This is a genomic window from Candidatus Poriferisocius sp. (assembly GCF_965214065.1).
Classification (GTDB): domain Bacteria; phylum Actinomycetota; class Acidimicrobiia; order Acidimicrobiales; family Bin134; genus Poriferisocius.
This window is the reverse complement of the sequence record NZ_CBDCAT010000026.1, coordinates 417,255-442,139: the sequence shown is the minus strand read 5'-3', so window position 1 is coordinate 442,139 and position 24,885 is coordinate 417,255. Positions and strand designations below refer to the sequence as shown.

Below are 24,885 nucleotides of genomic sequence, written 5' to 3'. Positions count from 1 at the left end.
GCGCCCGTTGGGGGCTATTCGTTCCGGGACATCTCGCTGCGAGAGCCGAACCAGCAGCGCAAGGCATCCCTCAGCGTCTCCGGCGGCGGCACCGTCGCCGAGGGCGGCACCCTCACCGTGGAGGTCAACCTCGACGGGGACGCCGCTGCGGGCACGGAGATCCCGGTGCGGATGCGAACCACCGGGTTCCCCACCGCCTCGGCCGGCGACTTCACGCTGAGCAACGAAGGCGTGGCCGTGATCGGCAGCGACAAGCGCACCGCCACGCTCACCTTCACCGCTGTCAACGACACCGTCTCCGAGGACGACGAGTTCCTCATCCTGGAGTTCGGAACCCTCCCCGCGGACGACAACGCAGGCATCATCTCGGGCACACCCGACTCCGTGAGGATCACCATCACCGACGACGACGCGGGTGTGACCGTGACCGAGACCGGCGGATCGACGCAGGTGCCCGAGGACGGCTCGGCGACCGACAGCTACACGCTGAAGTTCGACACTGCGCCCGCGTCGAACGTCACGGTGCAGGTCACCGCCCCCGCGGGCGTAGAGATCACCAACCGGGCCAGCGACAGATTTTGGGCCTCTCAGGTGGACCTGGTGTTCGCCACTTTGGGCTTAATTCCGACCGCCGAGACGATCCGCGTGCGCGGCGTCGACGACGAAGTAGACAACCCCGGCGACAAGCGCACCGTGACGCTCACCCACGCCATCACCGTCGGCGACGGCGGCGATTACACCACCTCTGCGAAGATCGCCGACGTCGACGTGATCGTCACCGACGACGACACCGCCGGCGTCACCATTACCGAGTCACCCACGCCCGCGGGCACCAGCGTCCCCGAGGACGGCTCGGAGACCGACAGCTACACGGTGGTGCTCGACACCGAGCCCCTGGCCGATGTCACCGTCACGGTCACCTCGGGTGCGGCGGACGTGGCGACGGTGAACAAGTCGGGCGGCACCGCGGGCGGTTCGCAGACGCTGACGTTCACGTCGTCGGACTGGAACAACCCCCAGACGGTGACCGTGGCTGGCGTCGACGACGACGTAGACAACCCCGGCGACAAGCGCACCGTGAGCATCGCCCACGCCGTCACCGTCGGCGACGGCAGCAAGTACACGTCCGCAATGCCCATCGACGACGTCGCCGTCACCGTTACCGACGACGACGCCGCGCCCACCGACGTCACGCTGAGCGCGGCGCCGCCGTCGGTGGCCGAGGGCGACGGGACCACCACGGTCACTGTCACGGCCACGGTGGACGGCAACATCCTGTTCGGCACCGCGCAGACCGTGGCGGTGACCGTGGCGTCCTCCGGTGTGGCGAACGCGGTGGACGTCACCGCCGCCCCGTCGACGTTCAACATCGTGATCCCCGCCGGTGGCGCCTCGGCGTCGGCCGCGTTCGCGCTGACCCCCACCGATGACGGCACCGACGAAGCCGACGAGACCGTCACCGTCTCGGGCACCCTCAGCGGCGTCACCGTCGAACCCGGCACAGTCACCGTCACCGACGACGATGCGCCGGTTGCGTCGTTCGCTTCGGCGACCTCCAGCGCGGCCGAGGACGCGGGCACGGTGAACGTGGTGTTGAACCTCCGCCCGTCGCCGCACGAGGACATCACGGTCAAGTACGTAATTGGAAGCTCGGCGGGGAGAGCCGAGCCGGGCGAGGACTACACCGAGCTGAGCGGAACTGTGGACGTCAGCGCCGGCGCCACCAGCGTGAACATCCCGATAGCGATCATCGACGACGATGTCGAGGAGTTCAGCGAGGGTGTGGTCTTGGCGTTGATCTCAGGCGACGGCTACTCGACGGTGAATACCCCGATCGGCGCCCACACGCTGACCATCACCGACAACGAAGGGCAACCGGTGTCGGTTTCGATGACGGCGACCGACGGCGACGCCGACGGCAACGCGGTGGAGGCAGCGTCGGATACGACGGGCTACCGCACGATCACGATCACCTTGGACCGGGCCCTGACGGGTGACGAGTCGGTGACGGTGCCTTTGCGGGTGCGGGGCGCCACGGTGAGCAGCGACTTCACGTTCGGCCTGGCGCCGGCCACACAAACGGGGGTGTCCCTGGCCACGTCGGGTTCGCACTCCGCGCAGAACCCGGCGGTGGTATTCACGGCGGGCGCCTTGTCGGCCACGCTGCGCCTCACACCCGTCGACAACACCAGACGCACCCAGCCGTACGTGGTCATCGAGTACGGCGCGGGCAACAGGGCGCCGTCCGCCGTGTCTGCCACGACTGTGGCCGCTGCGACGGGCGGGCCTTTCGGTGTTGTGCTGATCGACGACGAGACGGGCGACATCACGGTGTCGACGGGCTGGGCCCTAGCGCCGTCGGGGCTGTTGGCGGGCGATGACTTCCGCCTGCTGTTCCGCACCACCGCGGCAACCGACGCCACCTCGACCGACATCGACGTGTACGACGAGTTCGTCCGCTCCGTCATCGCCAAGAGCGGCCATGGCGCGATCAAGCCCTATGCGGGTTTCTTCAAGGTGTTCGCCTCGACGCGCAGCGGTTCGGGCACCACAGGCACCACGGCCCGGGTGCACAACGCGATGACCATCGAGCACAACGGCCACAACCCCACCTGGGCGGACGGCTCGGGCACCGATTCCGACGCCGCGGGGGTGCCGACGTACTGGCTGGGTGGCGCCAGGCTGGCCAACAACTACCGGGACCTGTGCGACCAGTTCTGGGCGGGTACGGGCACCGGGGTCCGCGACGGGTTCGACCGCAACGACCCGCGCAGCCAGAACGGCGCCCGCAACGTCCCGACGGGCAGCATAAGCGACTTCCGGCCCTATGAGCCGTGGACCGGTTCGGGCAACGCGTGCGAGGCGTGGAACCATCCGCTGGGCAGCAGCACCCCTTCGAGGGGCGGCGCTGACAGCGGCGGCAACCTGTGGCACGCGGCGCCTGCGGCCAAAACCCAACAGCGCCCGCTGTACGGCTACTCGCCGGTGTTCCGCACGATCCCCACCGTTGGCTTCGAGCGCGGCCGCTACAACGTTCTGGAGAACACCAACCTCTCGCCGAGGCTGGTGATGAGCTCACCCGTATCGAAGCCCTCAACGTTCACGGTGACCGCCACCGCCGGCAGCGCCACCCCCGGCGCCGACTTCACCGCCGGCCCGTTCACCGTCACCGTGCCGGCCAACGTCACCAAGCACCGCTTCGACATCGCCATCCCCGCCGACAAGCTGATCGAGGGCTACGAGACCTTCTCGCTCACCATCTCCGATCCTCCGTCGGGCGTGGCCGTGGGCCAACTCTCTTCGGCTGACGTTCAGATCACCAACGTGACCGTGGTGTCGGGCAACTGGCACTTCACGCCCAAGGGTTTGAGCGCCGGCGATCAGTTCCGGCTGCTGTTCAAGACCGACAATACGCGAAGAGCGAATAGCGAAAACATCGGGGACTTCGACACCTTCGTCCGTAACCGCATCCGCGGCGCCTCCACCGGCCACGCCGCCATCCGCGAGTACGCGCCGACCTTCCGGGTGGTGGTCAGCACCCGCACCGTCGCCGCCGCCTGGCACACCGCCACCGGCATCATGGAGAACACCAACCAGCCCAGCCACACACCGTGGAGCACGCCCATCTACTGGCTCGGCGGCGACAAGCTGGCCGACGACCACAACGACTTCTGGGACGGCACATGGGACGCCAACGAAGCGGCCGATCATCGCAACGCCAAGGGCGTGGTGTCGACCCGCACCGAAGGCGCCAACACCGGCACACTGACCGGAACAACTCACGCCACCGCAGGCGTCCAAGCGCCTCATGGCGAGGTCGTGACCCGGTTTGGCGACGGATTCAAAGTCACCCAGTCTGCGGTTCGCCATGGCGGAGTCGGCAAAACGAGCAACCCCATCAACCACGACCTCCGCCCAGCGGCGGACCGCAATCCGTACTTGGGCCTCTCGGGGGTGTTCGAGCTGTCGGACCCCGGCGACAACGCCGTCGAGTTCGACCGCGTCGAATACAACGTTCTGGAAGAGACGGACCTGGAGAAGTCGAACCTGGAGGTGACCCTGCTCCTGGACGCCGCGCCGACGAGCCCTCAGACCTTCACCGTCACCACCACTGCCGGCACGGCCACCTCCGGGGCGGACTTCGAGGCCGGGCCGTTCACGGTCACCGTGCCGGCCAACGAAACAGCCGGGACATTCGAGATCGAAATCGAGCCCGACAATGTGATCGAGGACTACGAGACCTTCACCATCAGCATCGGCACTCTGCCGGCGGGATTCACCGCGGGCAACAACAGCACCGCCACTGTGCAGATCACCAACGTCACCGAGGTGCCGGGCACCTGGGCGCTGGCACCTCCGGGCTTGAAGGACGGCGATCAGTTCCGGCTGATGTTCAAGACCAGCAACGAGCGGGACGCCACTTCGGCCGACATTGCCGACTACGACAGCTTCGTGCGCGCCAGCGTCAGCGGCGCATCCACCGGCCACGCCGCCATCCGCGACTACGCGCCGACCTTCCGGGTGGTGGGCAGCACCGAGACCGTCGGCGCTGCGTGGCACACCGCCACCGGCATCATGGAGAACACCAACCAGCCCAGCCACACACCGTGGAGCACGCCCATCTACTGGCTCGGCGGGCTCAAGGTGGCCGACAGCCACAACGACTTCTGGGACGGCACATGGGCCGCCAACCAAGCGAACCATCATCGCAACGCCAACGGCGTGCAGTCCACCAACACCAAAGCCGCGGCGACCGGCACGTCCACCGGCACGACGCACCTAAGAGCCGGGGTTCGATCCGGCACCCAGTACCTGGGTACGGGCGGGCAGACCGTCAGAGCCGGCGCGGTCGGCCAGGCCAAGAACGCCATCAGCGCTGTCGCCGTCCCCAAGGGCGACGACAACGCCTTCCTGGGCCTATCGGGGGTGTTCAAGCTGTCGGGCGACAGCGCCAACATCGTGCAGTTCAGCGTTCCCTTCGACACCCCCTACATCAATGTGTTCGAGACCAGCGAACTCTCACGCAAGGCCGCCCTTTCATGCCAGCCCGGCGACGACTCATGCGAGAAGGTCGACCTCTCACTGACCCTGGAACTGGCCGTTGCCCCGACCAAGGACGAAACCTTCACCGTCACCACCACTGCCGGCACCGCCACCTCCGGAGCGGACTTCGAGGCCGGGCCGTTCACGGTCACCGTGCCGGCCGGCGAGACAGCCGAGACATTCAAGATCGAAATCCCCTTCGACGCCGAGATTGAGGACTACGAGACGTTCACCGTCGCCATCACGCCTCCGGAGGGTTTCGTCGTGGGCGTCAACGATCGCCTCACCATCCGCATCGTGGACACCACCCTGGTGAGTCCGGAGTGGACCTTGGCCCCCGATGGCCTCGAAGCAGGCGATCGGTTCCGGCTGCTGTTCGCCACCAAGGACAAGACGGCCGCCACCTCGGCGGACATCAACACTTATCGCACCTTCATCCGCAACGACCTTGCAACCGTGGGCCACGAGGCGATCAAGCCCTACCGGAACAGCTTCGAGGTGATCGGCAGCACGGTGACCGTGGACGCCCATGCGATCACCGCCACCAGCCACAGCCTCGGCCTCGACGAGGGCGAGGACGACCCCATCACCACCTGGGACACGCCTATCTACTGGCTGGGCGGCGACAAGCTCGCCGACGACCACGAGGACTTCTGGGACGGAAACTGGGACGCGCAACTCATAGAGCACGCGCGGCACGCAGACGGCGAGGCGTACGAGGGCAGCAACAGGCACCACACCGGCACCTGCGCCCAGGACCTCAGGCCGGGCTCCTCATCCAATAGGCTCTACTTATTCTCGAGGGACTGGGTACACGCCGGCTTTTATGCCGGGGAAGCCTGCTTAGATCACGAGGCGTTGGGCAATCACCTGAGGGGCGCAGTTCTCCGAGGCGGATTCTTCGACACTGTGGCCCCGGGCCAAGAACCACTGGGCTATAGCATCGGATCCCGAGATACAAAGATCGAGATGCTGGGCATCTCCGCTGTGTTCGAGATATCCGAGGGAGAGATCTTCTTCGAGGACGCGGAATCGACGGCGGCGGAGAACACCGGCACCCACAACGTCATGGTGAAGCTCGACCCCGCTCCCACCAAGGACACCATGGTGAGCTACGCCATCAGCGGAACCGCCGTCAGCGCTTCCGACTACCGGGCGTTGGGCGAGGTGGAGGTCAGCGCCGGAAGCGGGACCGTAGAGATCCCGATAACCATCATCGACGACGAAACCAACGAGGTTTCCGAGACTGTGGTCCTAGCACTGCGCGGCGGCGAGGACTACGGCGTCGGTGACTTCAACGTCCACGCCGTCGAGATCATCGACGACGACCCCCCGACCTTCACTGTTACCTCCGCCGGTCCGGTGGTTGAGGGCCCCGGCGCGTCGGCGACCTTCACGGTGACCGCGGACCGGGATCCGGTGGGTGTGGATGTGACCTTGAATATTTCTGAGTCCGGGCAGTTTGTTGCGCTGTCCGAGGAGGGCGACAGGACGCTGACCTTCGCGGCGGCGCAGCGCACCAGCACTTACAGCGTGCCGATTACCAATGATGTCAACGCCGAGCCGGCGGGGGTGGTTACTGCGACGCTCAAGCCGGGTGCGGGTTACCGTGTAGGTGATCCTGCGGCGGCCACCGCGGCGGTGAGCGACGACGACACAGGCAGTACGGACATGTCTGTGTCGGTGGAGCGTTCGAGCGCGGCGACGGTGAATGAGGGCACCGGCAGCACGCCCGGTGAGAAGATCGCTTTTGTGGTGACGCTGGGTCGTGCCCTGGCGGCGGGCGAACGCGTCGATGTCGGGTTGGTCGTCTCGGGCACGGGGGTCACGGCGTCGAACTTCGCCGCTTCGTCCGACTTCGCCGCTTTGGCGCCGACGGCGGGGGAGGGTTTGAACACAGGCGTGAGCGTGCAGGATGCCGGGTCGTTGACACCGACGGTGACCTTCGAGGGCGAGGGCGCGCAGGTGGCGACGCTGGAACTCGAACCCATCGACGAAGTGCTGGAGACGCCCCGCCGCGAGGTCGTGACAGTGGCGGTGGCCGGCGCGGCGACGCTGAACGCGGACACCGACACGAACGTGTCCGAGACGCTGGTGGTGGATTCGAGCGCTGGCGATTTCACGGTGACGGTCCTCGACGACGAGTACGAGGCGAAGTTCACCCAGAGCGTGTACACGGTGAACGAGGGCGACGGCACCGCAACGGTGACAGTGGAGTTGTCGCGTGCGCTGGACCGTGATGAGCGGGTGGCGTTGGCGTTCGTGGATCAGACCGCCACGGAGTCCGCGGATTACGAGCTCGGCAACGACTTCACCGATCCGGTGACGGTCCCTGCCGGTGAGCGCCGTGCCACCTTGGTGTTCCCGATTATCGACGATGCTGTCGTGGAGTCGACGGAGACCTTGCAGGTTATTGCGAAGCCCCAGCATCTGCCGGCGGGGACCGTGCGGGACTCCGCCACGGTCCGGATCCTCGACGACGACCCGACGGTCAGCGTCACGGCGGCTTCGGTGGAGGTGTTCGAGGGCACCGGCGCAGTGTTCGAGGTGACACGCAACACGGTGACGTCCAGCGCGTTGGTTGTGAATGTGACCGTGGCCGAGTCGGGTTCGACAGATTATGTGGCTGTCGGCGATGAGGGTTCCCGGCAGGTGACGATCCCGGCGAATGAGACGTCGTTCGAGTTGAGGGTTCCCACCGTGGACAGCAGCGGCATCGGCACGGTGACGGTGACGGTTGAGGCGCCGTCGAGTGCGGGCGACTATTTCGTGGCGCAGGGTGACGGAGGTTCGGCTGTGGTGGAGGTGGCCGACGACGACACCGCGGGCGTGACGGTCAGGCCGGTGACGTTGCGGGTGTTGGAGGCCGACGATGCGGCCACGGCCGGCCGGGACGACCGGGCGACCTATGAGGTGCGTCTGAATTCGGAGCCCGACTCGGGTGTGACGGTCACGGTCACGCCCACAAGCGGCGACTCTGCGGCGTTGTCGGTGAGCCCGGCCAGTTTGGAGTTCACGATGTCGAACTGGTCGGTGCCGCAGACGGTCACCGTGACCGGCGATGCCGACACGGTGGAGAACCCGGGCCAGAAGCGCACGGTGGAGGTGACGCACACGGTGTCGGGCACAGGCAACTATGCGTCGGTCACCTCGGTGCCGTCGGTGTCGGTGGACGTGGTGGACTTGCCGCCGGTGCTGTCGATTGCCAGCCCGGGTGTTGTGGAGGGTGACAGCGGCACGACGGATTTGGTGTTCACGGTGACGTTGACGCCGGCGAGTCTGCGCACGGTGACGGTGGAGTATTTGCGTTGGGATGCGCTCAGCACCACTGTGCCGGGCGTTGACCACGAGGCCGTGACGCCGGGGACGTTGACGTTCGCGCCGGGTGAGACGACGAAGACGATCACGGTGAAGGTGTTCGGCGACGTCGTCGTTGAGCCTGATGAGAACTTGGTGTTGTATCTGCGGGACCCGACGGTGGCGGTGTTGAACCCGGACGCGGGGCCGAGTATCGGCGATATCCGCAACGACGACACTTCGGCGCCGCCGGTGCTGTCGATCGCCGGCAGCAGCACCGCAGAGGGTGACAGCGGTACCTCTGATCTGGTGTTCACGGTGACGTTGACGCCCGCGGCCGCCCGGACGGTGACGGTCGATTACAGCAGCGGGGCTGTGAAGCTCACTCCCGCACAGGCCGCGGCCGGCCGGCGCGGCGCCACCGATTCTGTGGATTATGAGGCTTTCGTGGCGGGGACGCTGAGCTTCGCGGCGGGTGAGACGTCCAAGACGGTGACGGTGAAGGTGAAAGGAGATGTCGACGTCGAGCCTGATGAGTTGGTCGTGGTGGAGCTGTCCGATCCGGTGCATGCGGTGATCGATGCGGCCGGCCAGAAAGCCAACGGTGTGATCACCAACGACGACGGCATGCTGAGGCTGTCTACGACGACGGCGACAATCCACGAGGTCGACGACTCTGCTACGCCGTCGGTGCGCGAGAACCAGGTCACGTTCACCGTGGCGTTGAGCGAGGCGCCCCAGAGCGGGAGCGTGGAGGTCGCGGTCACGGGTGAGTTCCCTGTCGTGACGGTGAGCCCGAAGAAGTTGGTGTTCACCGCCAGCGACTGGAGCGACGCGCAGACGGTGACGGTGAGCGCGCTCAACAACAACGTCGACAACTCCGACGAACGGACCGGGACCGTCAGGCTTGTGGCGTCGGCGGTGGGCACCAGCTTCGACGGTGCTGCCGCTGAGGTGGTTGTGACGGTCACCGACGACGATGCCCCGCCGGTGCTGTCGGTTGATGCCCCGACTGTGGCGGAGGGCGACAGCGGCACGACGGATCTGGTGTTCACGGTGACGTTGGACAGTCCCAGCGGCAGAACGGTGACTGTGGACTACGCCGATACGGGCACCGGCACCGCCACCTCGGGTGCCAACGCCGACTACAAGGCGGTCGAGGCGGGCACGGTGACGTTCAAGCCGTATGACACCGCCGAGTCGGTGACGGTGACCGTCAACGGTGACACCACAGCCGAGCCCGACGAGACGGTCGTGTTGAGCTTCTCGAACCCGGCGAAAGCCACCCTCGCCGGCGGCGGCGAGTCGCTGACGGCGACCGGCACGATCGTCGACGACGAGGCCGCGGTGCAGGTCTCGGCGGTGCGTACCAGCGGGGCGACCGTCAACGAGGGCACGTCCGGCGACGCTTATGAGGACGAGAACGGTGTATGGGTCGACCCGGCGCACGGCGCGATCGCTTTCGAGGTCAGGCTCAGCCGTGTTCTGGGCTCGGGCGAACGGATCGATGTGCCGCTGGTGGTTTCAGGCACCGGTGTCACCGTCGACGATTTTGAGGATCTGGTCCTCGCGGACGGCGACTCGCTGAACACCGGGGTGAGCATCACCGATGTGGACACGCTGACGCCGGTGGTGGTGTTCGACGGTGCGGGCGCTAAGACTGCGACGCTGATGCTCGAAGCGTTCGACGACGTCTTGGAGACGCCCCGCAACGAGACGGTCACCATCGCCGTCGCCGACGACACTGTGCTTGCGGCGCGGACCGGCACGACTGTCGACGCTGTCGTCCGCTCAGCCACCGCCCACAGCTTCGACACCACAGTCGTTGACGACGAGTACCTGTTGACGTTCACGGGGTCGGACCGGGTGAGGGTGCCCGAAGGGGCCGGCACGGTCAGCCTCGATTTGGGTCTGTCGCATGCTGTGCACCGCGATGTGCGGGTGCGGTTCCGTTACATCGATAACCCCGCCCAGCTCGCAGGCCCCAAGGACCTGTTCGGTTCGCCGGCGCGTGCCACCTCGGGCACCGATTACACCCCCGCACACGGCTTTGGTGCCGAAGCCGTCATCGAGGCGGGCGACGACACGATGACGTTGACGTTCGACATCGCCGACGACAGCGCCGACGAATCCACGGAACGGCTGCGGATCGAGGCCAGACCCGAGAACCTGCCCGCCGGCTACCTCTACGACGTCGCCGACGTGTACATCGTCGACAACGACCCCGCCGGCGACAAAGTGGTGGCGTCAGCGGCCAGCGTTGCGGTCACCGAGGGCGGCGCCGCCGGCACCTACACCCTCAAACTGACCTCCGACCCCGTGCAGGACGTGACCGTCACCGTCACCGTCCCCCAAGCGCACCGCGACGCCGTCACCGTCACAGCGCCCGGCGGCACCGCCGGCGCCACCGCCGAGCTCACCTTCACCACCTCGGGCACCGGCATCTGGTCGACCGCGCAGACCGTCACCGTAAACGCCATAGCCGACAGCGACACCACCGACGAGACCGTGGAACTCGCCCACACCGCCTCGGTATTGAACACCGATAACCCCTACCACCAGATCACCATCGACCCGGTAACCGTCAACGTCACCGACCACACCATTGCTCCCGCGGTGGTGGTGACGTCCGGCTCGGTGTCGGTGCGTGAGGACGACACGGTCACTTACAGCGTGCAGCTGGCTTCCGATCCGGGCGGCACGGTGGTGGTGACGCCCACCTCGGGCGACACGGCCAAGGCTTCCGTGTCGGGCGCGTTGACGTTCACCTCGTCGGATTGGGGCGCGTCCCAGCAGGTCACCGTCACTGGCGTCGCCGTCGGCGCCACGACGATCACCCACGCTGTGACCACTTCCACCACCGACTACCCGACTTCGTTGATGGTGCCTTCGGTGTCGGTGAGGGTTGTTTCTGCGGACGTGCCGGAGGTGTCGTTCGGGTCTTCGGGTGGTGTGTCGGTGGTGGAGACCGATGGTGTGGTGGCGCGTTTGGGTGTGGTGTTGTCGGAGCCGTTGAGGTCCAGTGAGAGCTTGAAGGTGGCCTATTCGGTGTCGGGCACCGCGAGGGTGGGCACGGAGGCGAATAAGGCGGGCGCGGATGCGGTGGTGTCGCCTTCGGCGTTGTTGGTGGTGGAGGGTTACGTGCTGAGCAGCTCGCAGCCGGGCGCGGTGTCGCGCGGCGAGATCGTGGTGTCGTTGATCGATGACGTGTGGGTGGAGGGTGCTGAGACGGTGGTGGTGACGTTGTTGCCGTCTCCGGGTTACACGTTGGGTGAGCACACGTCGCGGACGGTGCAGATCACCAATGACGACACCGCGCCGGAGGTGCTGTTGAGCGTCGACACCGACAAGGTGTCCGAGGGCGACGGGGCGACGAGGGTGAGGGTGCGGGCGGAGCTGTCGAACGAGTCGCGTTACGAGTCCGATGTGGTGGTGTCGGTGTCTGTGGATGGTTCGGGTGTTGAGGGGGCGGTGGGGTTCGCTGCTGTGGACGATTTCGATGTGACGATCACGGCGGGCGCCGGGTCGGCGTCTGCGAGGTTCACGTTGACGCCCACAGCCAACGAGGTGGACCAGCCTGACGAGGTGGTGTCTGTGTCGGCGTCGGTGGTGCCTGCGGGTTTGGTGGTGTCGCCGGCGTCATTGTCGATCGAGTTGGCTGATGACGATGCGCCGCCGCCGGCGGTGGTGCGGTTTGGTGGCGGCGGGTTCGCGGCGGAGGGCGATGCGTCGTCGTCGGCGACGGTGAACGTACAGCTGGGCCGCGTGTTGGGCGCGGACGAGTCGTTGAGGGTGCCGCTGGCGATCACCGGTGCGGGTGTCGAGGCCGGCGATGTGATGGTCGTCGATGGGGGCAGTGCGGGCGTGTCGGTGGAGGGCGGCAACACGTTGGCGCCGGTGGTGGTGTTCACCGGTTCGGACACTCAGGGCGTGACGGTGGATGAGGCGGAGCTGACGGTGACCGCCGGCGATGATGACGACGGTGTGCATGAGGTGGCGACCTTCGGTTTGGCGGCTGGGGCGGCGGACCAGCCCGGTGGTGGTGTGGTGGTCGGGCCGGTGGGCGGCGTCGTGTCGGGGTCGGCGTCGGTGCAGTTGGTCGACGACGACGCGACCGCGGCGGCGGTGCTGGCGTGGCCGGGCACGGTGAGCGTGACCGAGGGCGGCGGGGATGCTGCTTCTGCGGAGGTGCAGGTGCGGTTGAGCGAGCAGCCGAGCGGTGGTGTGGTGATGTCGGTGTTGTCGTGGGATGGGTTGGCGGTGCGGGTGTCGCCTGCGTCGTTGACGTTCAGCACGTCTGATTGGGACGAGCCGCAGTCGGTGACGGTGACCGCGGTCGACGATTTGGACACCGACGCCGAGTCGGTGCTGGTGGTGTTCACCGCGGCGGGCCACACGGGGGCGTCTGCGGGTGTGAGCGTGGCCGATGGGGTGTCGAAGGCGTCGGCGTTGGCGGACGCCGTATTCGCTGCGGTGCCGGGCGATCTGAGCTTGGAGGAGAACGACAAGGGCCCGGTGAATGTGGGTTCGCCGGTGACGGCGACCGACGCCGACGGCGACACGGTCACGTACTCGCTGGAGGGCCCATCGCAGGCGCCGCCGCCGGCGGGCTTCAAGATCGATTCGGCGACCGGCCAGATCTCTTACGGGCCGATTCCCCATCGCTTCGGCGGGACGACGCCGGCGCCGGGCTTTGACCGCGAGACCAGCCCACAGGTCGCCCTGGTGGTGGTGGCGACCTCTATTGGCTCCGACGGCACGGCGACGGCGGTGCGTCAGCCGGTGTCGGTGACGGTGACCGACGTGGACGAGGGCGACGGCACGGTTGTGATTGCGGGCGTGCCGGTGGCGGGCCGCTCGACGCTGACGGCTTCGCTGTCCGGCGACCCTGACGGCGACCCGGCCGCGGCGTCGTATGTGTGGGAGGTGTCCGCGGACGGCAGCACCGGGTGGACCGCCGCGACGGGTGCGGGTGCGGACACTGCTTCGTATTCGGTGACGGCCGCCGATGCGGGCAAGTATCTGCGTGTGACGGTGGATTACACCGACGGCGGCGGCAACAGCGAATCTGTCGAGTGGGAAGCGGTGGACCCGGTGGGCACGCTCAGTCTGTTGAACGCCGCGGTGGAGGTGACGTCTGCGTTGGGGTCGGATGCCGATCACACCAGCGACACCGCGGCGATCAAGGTGTCACTCGACTCGTTGGTGCTGGCAGGCGAGACGGTGACGGTGCCGTTGGCGTTCACCGGCGGCACGCTGGATACCGATTTCACGCTGGCGGAGTCGGGCACCGGCGTGTCGTTGGACGTCTCGTCGGTGGTGTTCACCGGCCCCGCCGCATCCACTGCGACGGTGAGGGTGTCGGCGACGTCGGCTGCGGTGCTGGCGAACGTGTTGAGTGTCGCGCCGGGCGCGGTCGCGGTGACGGGCGCGTCGCTGGCCGACACGGCACTGAAGGCGGATTTGGTGGGTGATGGTGTGGTGTTCACCGGCGCCAGCACCGACCCTGGTCCTGGTCCTGGCCCTGGCCTGGTCCTGGTCCTGGTCCTGATCCTGAGGCCGATCCGGTGGAGGTGGTGCTGGCCCGCACCGACAGCGGCTCGATCTCAGAGGACCCGGCGGCGGCCGCTACGGCGCGTGAGGCGACGTTCACGGTGACGTTGGGGCGGGTGTTGACCGCAAGCGAGAGGGTGGACGTGCCGTTGGTGCTGTCAGGCACGAACGTCACCGCCTCCGATGTGTTGTTGGCGCTCACGACCGGTGAGGCGAATGTGGGTGTGGAGTTGTTGGAGGTGTCGTCGCTTTCGCCGGTGGTGCGCTTCCACGGAGCGGGGGCGCAGGTGGCGGCGGTGTCGTTGTGGGCGTCGAACGACGCGGTCGACGAGGACGCCGAGACGTTGACGGTCGCGTTGGGTGATCTGTCGGCGGAGAGTCTGGGCACTCATGTGGCCGGCGGCGCGGCAGCCCGGCGCGGGCGCGAACTCGTTCGACGTGGTGATCACCGATGACGACACGGCGGAGCTCAAGACGTCTGTTGTGGGCGGTGTGCTGCGGGTGTCGGAGCCGTCGGGGACCGACACGTTGCTGGTGGCGTTGGCGTCGCGGCCGACCAGCGATGTGACGGTGACGGTGACCAGCGGCGACTCGTCGGCGCTGCTGGTCAGCACCGCCGGCGGCGCGAAGGCGGCGTCGGTGCAGTTGACGTTCACGCCTCCCAGGGCGTTGGTGTCCCAGGCGGTGACGGTGCACGCCGTAGACGACGACAACACCGGCGGGGTCCGTGATGTGACGGTGACGGTGTCATCGTCGAGCAGCGACTCGAAGTATGAAGGCCTGTCGGCCTCGGTGGACGCAGAGGTGGCCGACGACGACCTGCCGGCGGCGCCACAGGTGCAGTTCACCAGCGCGGCGCACACCGCAGGGGAGGCCGCAGGGGATCGGGCGGTGTCGTTGGGGTTGAGTTTGTCGCCGGCACCGTCGTGGTCGGTGACCGTCGGCTACACGGTGACCGGCACCGCCACGTCGGGTGACGATTTCACGGCGCTGTCGGGCAACGTCTCGATCCCCGCGGAGGCGACCACCGCGTCGATCCCGATAACGGTGCTCGACGATGCTGCCGACGAGCCGCCCGAGACGATCGTGGTGACCCTCGACGAGAGAAGCGCCTACAGCTTGGGCACGACCGCAGCAACCACGGTGACGGTTGCCGATGATGACGCCACTGTGGTGCGTTTGGCGCGGGTCGACAGCGGCCTGATCGTCGAGGGCGTCGGCTTAGCCGATGTGGCTGTGTCGTTGGGGCGTGCGCTGGCGGCGGGGGAGACCGCCGCGGTGCGGGTGCTGTTCGGCGGCGGCGCCGGCCTGACCGATGCCGATGTGGCGTTGGTGCCCAAGCAGGGCGCCACGAACACGGGCGTGACGGTCGGGCCGGTGTCGGGCACCGCCGGGGCGTTGTACGCGGTGGTCACTCTCAGCGGCGCCGGGGCGCGGACCGCGGAGTTGACGCTGACCTTGGTGGACGAGGTCCCCGCCCTCGACGAGACCGCAGCGGCCGATTCGGATTCGATGACCGTGTCGTTGGGTTTGACCAGCGCGGTGGCCGACGGCACGAACCTCGCCGGCGGCGTGATTGCAGACGGCGACGACAACAGCTTCGAGTTGACGGTCTTGGACGACGACGGCCCGGCGGGCGTGGTGATAGCCGAGACCGGCGACGACACCTGGGTGAGTGAGAACAACGAAGCTGCGCGGGGCGCGTCGGACACCTACACGGTGCGGCTGGCGACCGACCCGGCGGGCACGGTGACCGTCGAAGCGACCGCTTACGGGGGCGTAGAGGTCAGCGTGGACGACGCCGCGGCCGCCGCGACGGCGACGCTGACGTTCACATCGTCGAACTGGTGGGTGCCCCAGGAGGTGAAGGTCACCGCCGCGGCGGGCACCGACGACAGCCTCGACAACACCGGTGCCGGTCCCCACAGCACGGGCAGAGTCGCCCACTCGGCGACGGGTTACGGCTCAGTTGCCACCGCGGACAACGTGGAGGTGGGCATCGTCGACGACGAGGCGACCGAGGTGACCCTCTCGGGCGGCGGCAGTACGTTTGAGGGCTCTAAGGGCACGGTGGATGTGACGGTTAGCTTGGGTCGGGCTTTGGTGGCTGGTGAGGTGGCTGAGGTGCCGTTGACGGTGACGAGCTTCACTCAGGCGATCCTGTGGGGTCCGGCGCGGTTGTTGGAGCGGATGCGGGCGCTGTCGTGGTCAGTGTCGGGGACCAAGGTGTCGCTCAAGGCGGATCCGCTGGGTGGCCCGGGTCCCTACAAGGCGCCGCTGGTGGTGGTCTTCGACGGTGCCGGCGCGGAGACGGCCACGATCACGTTCACCGCGGTGAACGGCGACCGCGACAACAAGGACGAGAGGGTGAAGGTGCTGGTGCCCGCCGGCGGGCTCAACGCGGCTGCCCGCAAGACCAACCTGGGCGGCGGTCTGGTTCGCGGCAGCAGGGAGAGCGAGCAACTGCGCGAAATCCGTCTGTTCGAGCCGAGCCAGCAGCGCGAAGCGTCGCTCACCGTTTCCGGCGGCGGCACCGTCGCCGAGGGCGCGTTGCCGTTGACGGTGACGGTCACCCTCAACGGCAACGCGCCCGCCCACCTGAACATTCCGGTGCGGATGCGCACCCTCGGGCTGCCCACCGCCTCGCTGGCCGATTTCACGCTGTCCAACAACGGCATCGTCGCCATCAGCAACGGCTCCAGGACGGGCACGATCGCGCTCACCGCCACCGCCGACAGCCTCATTGAGGGCGACGAGTTCCTGATCCTCGAGTTCGGGATCCTCCCCTCACCCGTCGTCTCAGCCGAGAACGGCGTCACCGCCAAAGTCACCATCACCGACGCCGACGCCGGCAGGCCGGTGACCGTGACGATGGCCGCATCTGACGGCGACAGCGACGGCAACGCAGTAGAAGGCGCCGGTGACAGCACCGGTTATCGCACGATCACTTTGACGCTGGGTCGGGCGCTCGCCGGCAGCGAGACGGTCACGGTGCCGCTCACCGTCGTCGGCGCGACCGTCGCCACCGATTACACGTTCGGGCTGCAGCCGACATCGCAGACCGGTGTGTCGCTGCTGGCCACTACTGGCGGTACTCACACGGCGCAGAACCCCGCCGTGGAGTTCTCGGCGGGCGCGTCGTCGGCGACGCTGCGGTTGACGCCGGTTGACAACGACAAGCGCACGCAGCCGTATGTGGTGGTCAGTTACGGGACGGGTGCGCGGGCGCCGAGCGCGTCGGTCGCGACGCTGGGCACGGTGTCCGGCGGCCCGGTGGGTGTGGTGCTGGTGGACGACGAGTCGGGCGACATCGTGGTGCCGTCGGATTGGGCTTTGTTACCGGCTGGTTTGTCTGAGGGCGGCGAGTTCCGGTTGATGTTCGTCACCTCCCAGACCCGCGCCGCGGAGTCATCCGACATCGACGTGTACAACCGCTGGGCACAGGGCGTCGTCGCCGCGGGCGGCCACGCGGAGCTGAAGCCGTATGGCGGGCTGGTGACGGTCGTGGCGAGCACGGCGACCGCCGACGCACGCGTCAACACCGGCATGTGGGATCCCACGCTGAACTCCAACGCGGGCGGCCACACTGACAGTTCGGCTAACGCGTCGGATTCGGGCGTGGCGATGTATTGGTTGGCCGTCCCGTCGGCCAACAAGGTCGCCGACAACTACTTCGACTTCTATGACAATTCCTGGGACGGCGGAGCGGACCAGTCTGCGGTGGACACCACCGAGTCGGGCGCGGCGCGCACCGCCACCGCTACGTTCTGGACCGGCAGCCTCAACGACGGCACCGCGCAGGCCACAAACCGGCTAGGGGCGACTCAAGTGACCGCCGCCAACGTTGCTTCGGGCGGCACTCTCAGCGGCAGTGCGGCGAGCCGGACCACCCAGAAGCCGATGCTGGCCCTGTCGCCGGTGTTCAAGGTCACCGCCGCGGTTGAGCCGGAGTTGACGTTCGGGGCGGCGACCTACAGCGTCGACGAGAACGTCAACTCCGGCACGATCGTCGTGACGGTGAACGCCGATGAGGCGCCATTGTCCGCGTTGACGGTGGCGTTGACCGCGACGAACGGCACCGCTGCCGCTGGGTCGGACTTCACCGCGCCGGCGGCGACGTTCACGTTCCCGGCAGGCGAGACGTCGGCGATGGTCAGCGTGAGGATCCTTGACGATTCGATCCTGGAGGGCACTGAGGAGTTCACGCTGACCTTGGGTGCCGGCACCGGTTACACGGTGGGCACGCAGGCGTCTACGACGGTGAACATCAATGACCAGGACACCGTAACGGTGCAGCTCAACTCGATGGACTACACCGTCGGCGAGGGCGACGGGACCGTCACGATCACGGTGCTAATGACCGGCGCCGCGGCGATCCCGGTGGAAGTGGCGCTCACGCCGTCCGACGGCACCGCCACCGGCGGTTCCGGCGGGACCGGCGAGGACGTCGATTACGACAACGACGCCCTCGACTCGGTCACGATTCTCGCGCAGAACAGCAGCGCCGAAGCGACCATCGCCATTACCGATGACAGCGACGACGAACCGTCGGAGGACTTCACCGTGGCGCTGACGGTGGCGGCGGGGCAGCGTGGAGTCTCGACGGCCTCGCCGTCGTCGGCCACGGTCACCATCACCGACAACGACGACCCCATCACCGTGACCATGGCCACTTCCGACGGCGACAGCGACGGCAACGCGGTGGAGGGCGCCGGCAACAGCACCGGCTATCGCACGATCACTTTGACGCTGGGCCGCGCGCTCGCCGGCAGCGAGACGGTGACGGTGCCGCTCACCGTCGCCGGTGCGACCGTCACCACCGACTACACGTTCGGGCTGAGCGGAACGAACACCGGCGTCACGCTGACCACCACCGGCGGCACCCACACTACGCAGAACCCCGCCGTGGAGTTCGCCGCGGGCGCGTCGTCGGCGACGCTGCGGTTGACGCCGGTTGACAACAACGTCCGCACGCAGCCGTATGTGGTGGTCAGTTACGGGACGGGTTCGCGGGCGCCGAGCGCGTCGGTCGCGACGCTGGGCACGGTGTCCGGCGGCCCGGTCGGGGTGGTGCTGGTGGACGACGAGTCGGGCGACATCGTGGTGCCGTCGGATTGGGCTTTGTTACCGGCTGGTTTGTCTGAGGGCGGCGAGTTCCGGTTGATGTTCGTCACCTCCCAGACGCGCGCCGCGGAGTCATCCGACATCGACGTGTACAACCGCTGGGCGCAGGGCGTCGTCGCCGCGGGCGGCCACGCGGAGCTGAAGCCGTATGGCGGGCTGGTGACGGTCGTGGCGAGCACGGCGACCGCCGACGCGCGCGTCAACACCGGCATGTGGGATCCCACGCTGAACTCCAACGCGGGCGGCCACACTGACAGTTCGGCTAACGCGTCGGATTCGGGCGTGGCGATGTATTGGTTGGCCGTCCCGTCGGCCAACAAGGTCGCCGACAACTACTTCGACTTCTATGACAATTCCTGGGACGGCGGAGCGGACCAGTCTGCGGTGGACACCACCGAGTCGGGCGCGGCGCGCACCGCCACCGCTACGTTCTGGACCGGCAGCCTCAACGACGGCACCGCGCAGGCCACAAACCGGCTAGGGGCGACTCAAGTGACCGCCGCCAACGTTGCTTCGGGCGGCACTCTCAGCGGCAGTGCGGCGAGCCGGACCACCCAGAAGCCGATGCTGGCCCTGTCGCCGGTGTTCAAGGTCACCGCCGCGGTTGAGCCGGAGTTGACGTTCGGGGCGGCGACCTACAGCGTCGACGAGAACGTCAACTCCGGCACGATCGTCGTGACGGTGAACGCCGATGAGGCGCCATTGTCCGCGTTGACGGTGGCGTTGACCGCGACGAACGGCACCGCTGCCGCTGGGTCGGACTTCACCGCGCCGGCGGCGACGTTCACGTTCCCGGCAGGCGAGACGTCGGCGATGGTCAGCGTGAGGATCCTTGACGATTCGATCCTGGAGGGCACTGAGGAGTTCACGCTGACCTTGGGTGCCGGCACCGGTTACACGGTGGGCACGCAGGCGTCTACGACGGTGAACATCAATGACCAGGACACCGTAACGGTGCAGCTCAACTCGATGGACTACACCGTCGGCGAGGGCGACGGGACCGTCACGATCACGGTGCTAATGACCGGCGCCGCGGCGATCCCGGTGGAAGTGGCGCTCACGCCGTCCGACGGCACCGCCACCGGCGGTTCCGGCGGGACCGGCGAGGACGTCGATTACGACAACGACGCCCTCGACTCGGTCACGATTCTCGCGCAGAACACCGGCGCCGAAGCGACCATCGCCATTACCGATGACAGCGACGACGAACCGTCGGAGGACTTCACCGTGGCGCTGACGGTGGCGGCGGGGCAGCGTGGAGTCTCGACGGCCTCGCCGTCGTCGGCCACGGTCACCATCACCGACAACGACGACCCCATCACCGTGACCATGGCCACTTCCGACGGCGACAGCGACGGCAACGCGGTGGAGGGCGCCGGCAACAGCACCGGCTATCGCACGATCACTTTGACGCTGGGCCGCGCGCTCGCCGGCAGCGAGACGGTGACGGTGCCGCTCACCGTCGCCGGTGCGACCGTCACCACCGACTACACGTTCGGGTTGAGCGGAACGAACACCGGCGTGTCGCTGACCACTAGCGGCGGCACCCACACTACGCAGAACCCGGCGGTCGAGTTCGCCGCGGGCGCGTCGTCGGCGACGCTGCGGTTGACGCCGGTGGACAACAGTGCGCGCACGCAGCCGTATGTGGTGGTCGGTTACGGCACGGGCAGTCGGGCGCCGAGCGCGTCGGGCGGCGTCACGTTGGGCGACTTGTCGGGCGGCCCGGTGGGTGTGGTGCTGGTGGACGACGAGACGGGCGACATCGAGGTGCCGTTGTCGTGGGCGTTGAAGCCGTCCACGGTGGCCGCCGGCGGGGCGTTCCGTCTGATGTTCATGACCTCGGAGGCGGGCGACGCGACGTCTTCGGACATAGCGGACTACGACGAGTTTGTGCGCCGCGTCGGCGCCAGCGGTGGCCATCAGGACGTGTTGCCGTATGTCGGTTTCTTCAAGGTGTTCGCCAGCACGCGCAGCTCCTCCGCGCCGTCGGCGAATGTGGCGGGTCGGGGCCATGTGGGGATATGGCAGAGCGGCAGCAATGTGTGGGCGGACGGGTCGACGAGCGCTGCGAGTGCGGGCACGCCGGTTTATTGGCTGGGCGGGTCGAAGGTCGCGGACAACTATTTCGATTTCTGTGACAGCGGTTGGGACAACCGCTGGACCAGCGGCACCAACCATCTGCGCCACGAGGACGGCAACGCCGGCGACGGGTCCAAGGTGTGGACCGGCATGAACAACAACTGCACGTTGCACGCCAACCCGTTGGGCCACGCCAGCCAGACGGCGTGGGGTCCGGGTACGCAGGCCGCGTCGGGCGGCCCGCTGAACAAGGGCCAGGAGGCCAACACCAACAGCAACCGCTTCTACGCCATGTCGCCGGAGTTCAAGGTGCCGACCACGCCGGTGGTGCAGTTCCGGACGGATACGTACACGGCGACCGAGGCGTCGGGCAGCCGGAGTGTGACTGTGTTGGTGGAGGCGTCGCCAGCGCCGACGGCGAGCCTGGACGTGTCCTACACGATCGACGGCACTGCGACCAACGGCACGGATTACACGATGATCGCCAGCCCCGTGTCGGTCGGCACCGACGGGTTGGGGAGGATCACGATCACGGTCACCGACGACATTGTCGACGACGACGACGAGACGATCATCCTGACCCTGTCCTCGGGGTCGGGTTACACGGTCGGTTCGTCTGCGTCGGAGACGGTGACGATCACCGACGATGACGCCGCGCCGTCGGGAATCAGGTTGAGCGTTAATAGAAACAGCGTGGCTGAGGATGACGGTTTGACGCCGATCACGGTGACCGCGGAGGTGGTCGGCTCGACGCGGTTTGCTTCGGCGAAGACGGTGTCGGTGACGGTCACGCCGCTGGCGGACACCGCGAGCACGAATTATGTGGACATGCAAGCAGTGAATGGATTCGATATCACGATCCCGGCGGGTGCTGCGGCGTCGCGTACGGGGCGTACGGCTTCGTTCCGGCTGATGCCTGTGAACGATGTTGTGAACGAGGTGGACAACACGGTGACGGTGGCAGCGACGAGCGGTTCGATGACGGCCACCTCCACAATCACCCTTACCGACGATGACGCCGCTCCGTCGGGGATCGCCTTGAGTGTTAGCCCCGTTTCGGTGAGCGAGAATGATGGGCCGAGGCAGGTGACCGTGACTGCCACGGTGACCGGTGGCACCAGGTTCGGGACGGCGAAGACGGTGGCGGTCACGGTGGCGGGCCACGACACTGCGAACCAGGTCCAGTTCACACAGGTGTCGGGTTTCAACATCAACATTGCGGCGGAGGCGATGTCGGGGTCGCACACGTTCACGTTGACCCCGACTCCTGACAGCTCGGAGACGGCTGCCGGTGCGGCGTTGATTTCGGGCTCATTGTCGGGTGTGACGGTGACGGGGGCGACGGTGGCGATCACCGACGGCGACGGTTTGTTGAAGTTGTCGGTTCCGAGTCTGAAGATTACTGAGGGCGGTCAGGGGTCGTTCGAGGTGCGTTTGGCGTCCAAGCCGTCGGGGATTGTGCAGGTGGATGTGTCTGTGCCGGAGAGTTCTGGGGTGTCGTTGAGCCAGCGCAATAGCGGGATCCCGCGGCGGCAGAAGCTGACTTACTTCATAGTGCGGTCGAAGTGGGATGTGGGCGTGACGGTGTGGGTGAACGCTCACGCGGAGGGCGACGCCGATCCAGATGACGTGATGACGGAGATTTCGCTGTCTGCGGAGGCCGGCGGCTACGACGGGGCGACGGCGTCGTTGCCGGTGACGGTGACGGACATCACGCCGTATGAGGTGTCGAACGACGATTTCGCATTCTTTAGTGTGTATAAGGGTGATAGGACTAAGCCGATTGGTGTGCCCGAGGCGGGCGGTTGGGCGCATTTCGCGGTGATGCGGGCGCGTGTGTGGCGCAGCGATGATCCGTTCCCGGCCGATTTCGAGCAGATCCCCAATCCGTGGGGGTTCCAGCTGTGCTTCGAGGGCACCGCGACGTTGGGTGTGGACTATCAGGTGAGGAACCGGTTCAACCTGCCGTTGCGGCTGAACGGCAACTGTTCGTACCCGAACAACCCCAGCGACGGGACGCACCTGCCGGCGGGCGGCGACCGCGCTCATTTCTATCTGCGGCTGTTGGACGACGCGCACGAGGACTCCGGCGAGACGATCGAGGTGTATTTGCACGATCCGCAGGGCACGAGCTTGAACCGCGGTTTAGGCCGCGTGTTGAGGTATGTGATCTCCAACCATGACGCGCTCGACGCTCCGAGCCCGCGGGCGTTGATATCCGCGGACAGCGACGCGGTGACCGAGGGCGCCCCGGCGCGGTTCGCGGTGCAGGTCAGCCCCGCGCACGCCGACGGGGCCGCTACCGCGGTGACCGTCGAGCTAACAGGCGCGGCCGGTTACCTGGCCGCCGATCAGCCTCGCACCGTCACCGTAGATGTGCCCGCCACGGGTGTCGCGACGTTCGCGGTGCCCACCGTTGCCGACGGCACCCGCGAGAGCGACGGACAGATCACCGCCACGGTCGTCGACGGCGACGGCTACGACCCCGACCCCGACCCCGACTACGGGGCCGCGACAGTAAAGGTCCGCGACGACGACCCGAACGGCGCCGCGCCTGTCGTGTCGGTCACCGCCGACGCGGCGTCGGTCGCCGAGGGCGCCGCCGCCGGCTACACCATCACTGTCGATCCCGCCCCGGTGCTGCCGCTCGTGGTGAGTTTCACCGTGTCACAGGACGGCGACTGGGGAGCCAAGACCGGGACGCGCACCGTCACCATCGGAACCTCAGGCACCGCCACCATCGCGGTGAGAACCACAGACGACGCTCGCCACGAACCCGACGGCGAAATCACCGTCGCAATCGATGACAACTACGACTACGACCGCCACGCCACCGCCCGAACAGCGACGGTCGCCGTCACCAGCGACGACGTCGCCCTGCCGCAGGTGTCCATCGGCGACGCCGCCGCCACAGAAAACGATCGGTACATCCGCTTCCGCATCACCCTCGACAAGCCCGCCGCCGAAGCTGTCGCCGTTTCGATCAGCCTGCGCGACGGCACCGCCAAATCCGGCGAGGACTACATCAGCCTCGCCACCACAGCACACATACCCGCCGGCCAGACCAGCGTCGTACACGAGGTGTACATCTTCGGCGATGGCACCCCCGAACCCACCGAAACCTTCACCGCCCGCATCCACCGAGTCATCGGCCCCGCCGAAGCCCACCCCACCCAAAACACCGCCACCGGCACCATCACCGAAACCCCCACCGACAACAACCAGCAAGACACCGTCGATCAGGACACCGACACCGCCGAGCAGCAGGACCAGCAGAGCACCGGCGACACCCCCGACACCGGCGACACCCCCGACACCGGCGACACCCCCGACACCGACACCGACAGCGAGCAGGACACCGACGCCGACGACACGACCGACACCCCCGACACCGACAACACCGACAGCGACACAGACACAGACACCGGCCAAGACACCGACGAGTCTGAGCAGGACCAGCAAGACACTGACAGCGACAACAGCGAGCAGGACACCGACGCCGACGACACGACCGACACCGACGGCTCGCCGCCCGAATGCGTCCTGCCTGCTGACGCGGTCACCGTCGCCGAGATCACCCAATGGCGCGACGCGCTCACCAACACCGCCGGGATCAAGCGCTTCGACCGCGTCCTCGCCGCGCTCGGCGTCGACACCGGCCAAACCCCCATGACCGCCGACCAAGCCCAAGGAGTCGCCGACTGGCTCAAAAACACCCGCTGGGACCGCATTTCGCGCACCCTCGCGGCCCTCTCCCAATGCTGAGCACGGCGGGGGCTGTTGCTG

The 24,885-nt window shown here is 67.4% G+C and carries 3 protein-coding genes; all 3 read left to right on the top strand.

All coding sequences use genetic code 11. The annotated features are described in order from the left end of the window. The first annotated feature begins 117 nt into the window (after positions 1-117). Genes ACOOGG_RS06235 through ACOOGG_RS06225 form a run of 3 tightly spaced genes read left to right on the top strand, consistent with a single transcriptional unit; the run spans position 118 to position 24,864 of the window. Entirely contained in the window at positions 118-13,998 is a 13,881-nt protein-coding gene (locus tag ACOOGG_RS06235) for a Calx-beta domain-containing protein (RefSeq protein WP_420433378.1), read from the top strand. Continuing rightward, the gene (locus ACOOGG_RS06230) at positions 13,995-14,348 is read left to right on the top strand and encodes a hypothetical protein (protein WP_420433376.1); all 354 of its coding nucleotides are present in this window, start codon (positions 13,995-13,997) and stop codon (positions 14,346-14,348) included. The genes ACOOGG_RS06235 and ACOOGG_RS06230 overlap by 4 nt, the downstream gene beginning before the upstream one ends. Further along, positions 14,284-24,864: a Calx-beta domain-containing protein gene (locus ACOOGG_RS06225; protein ID WP_420433374.1), complete on the top strand. Its 10,581-nt coding sequence runs from the start codon at positions 14,284-14,286 to the stop codon at positions 24,862-24,864. Before ACOOGG_RS06230 ends, ACOOGG_RS06225 begins: the two co-directional genes overlap by 65 nt. Positions 24,865-24,885: the final 21 nt, after the last annotated feature.

Bases quoted from the DNA above. Each gene is read 5' to 3' on its own strand.
- ACOOGG_RS06225 (WP_420433374.1), top strand. From the start codon at position 14,284: ATGTGGCCGGCGGCGCGGCAGCCCGGCGCGGGCGCGAACTCGTTCGAC.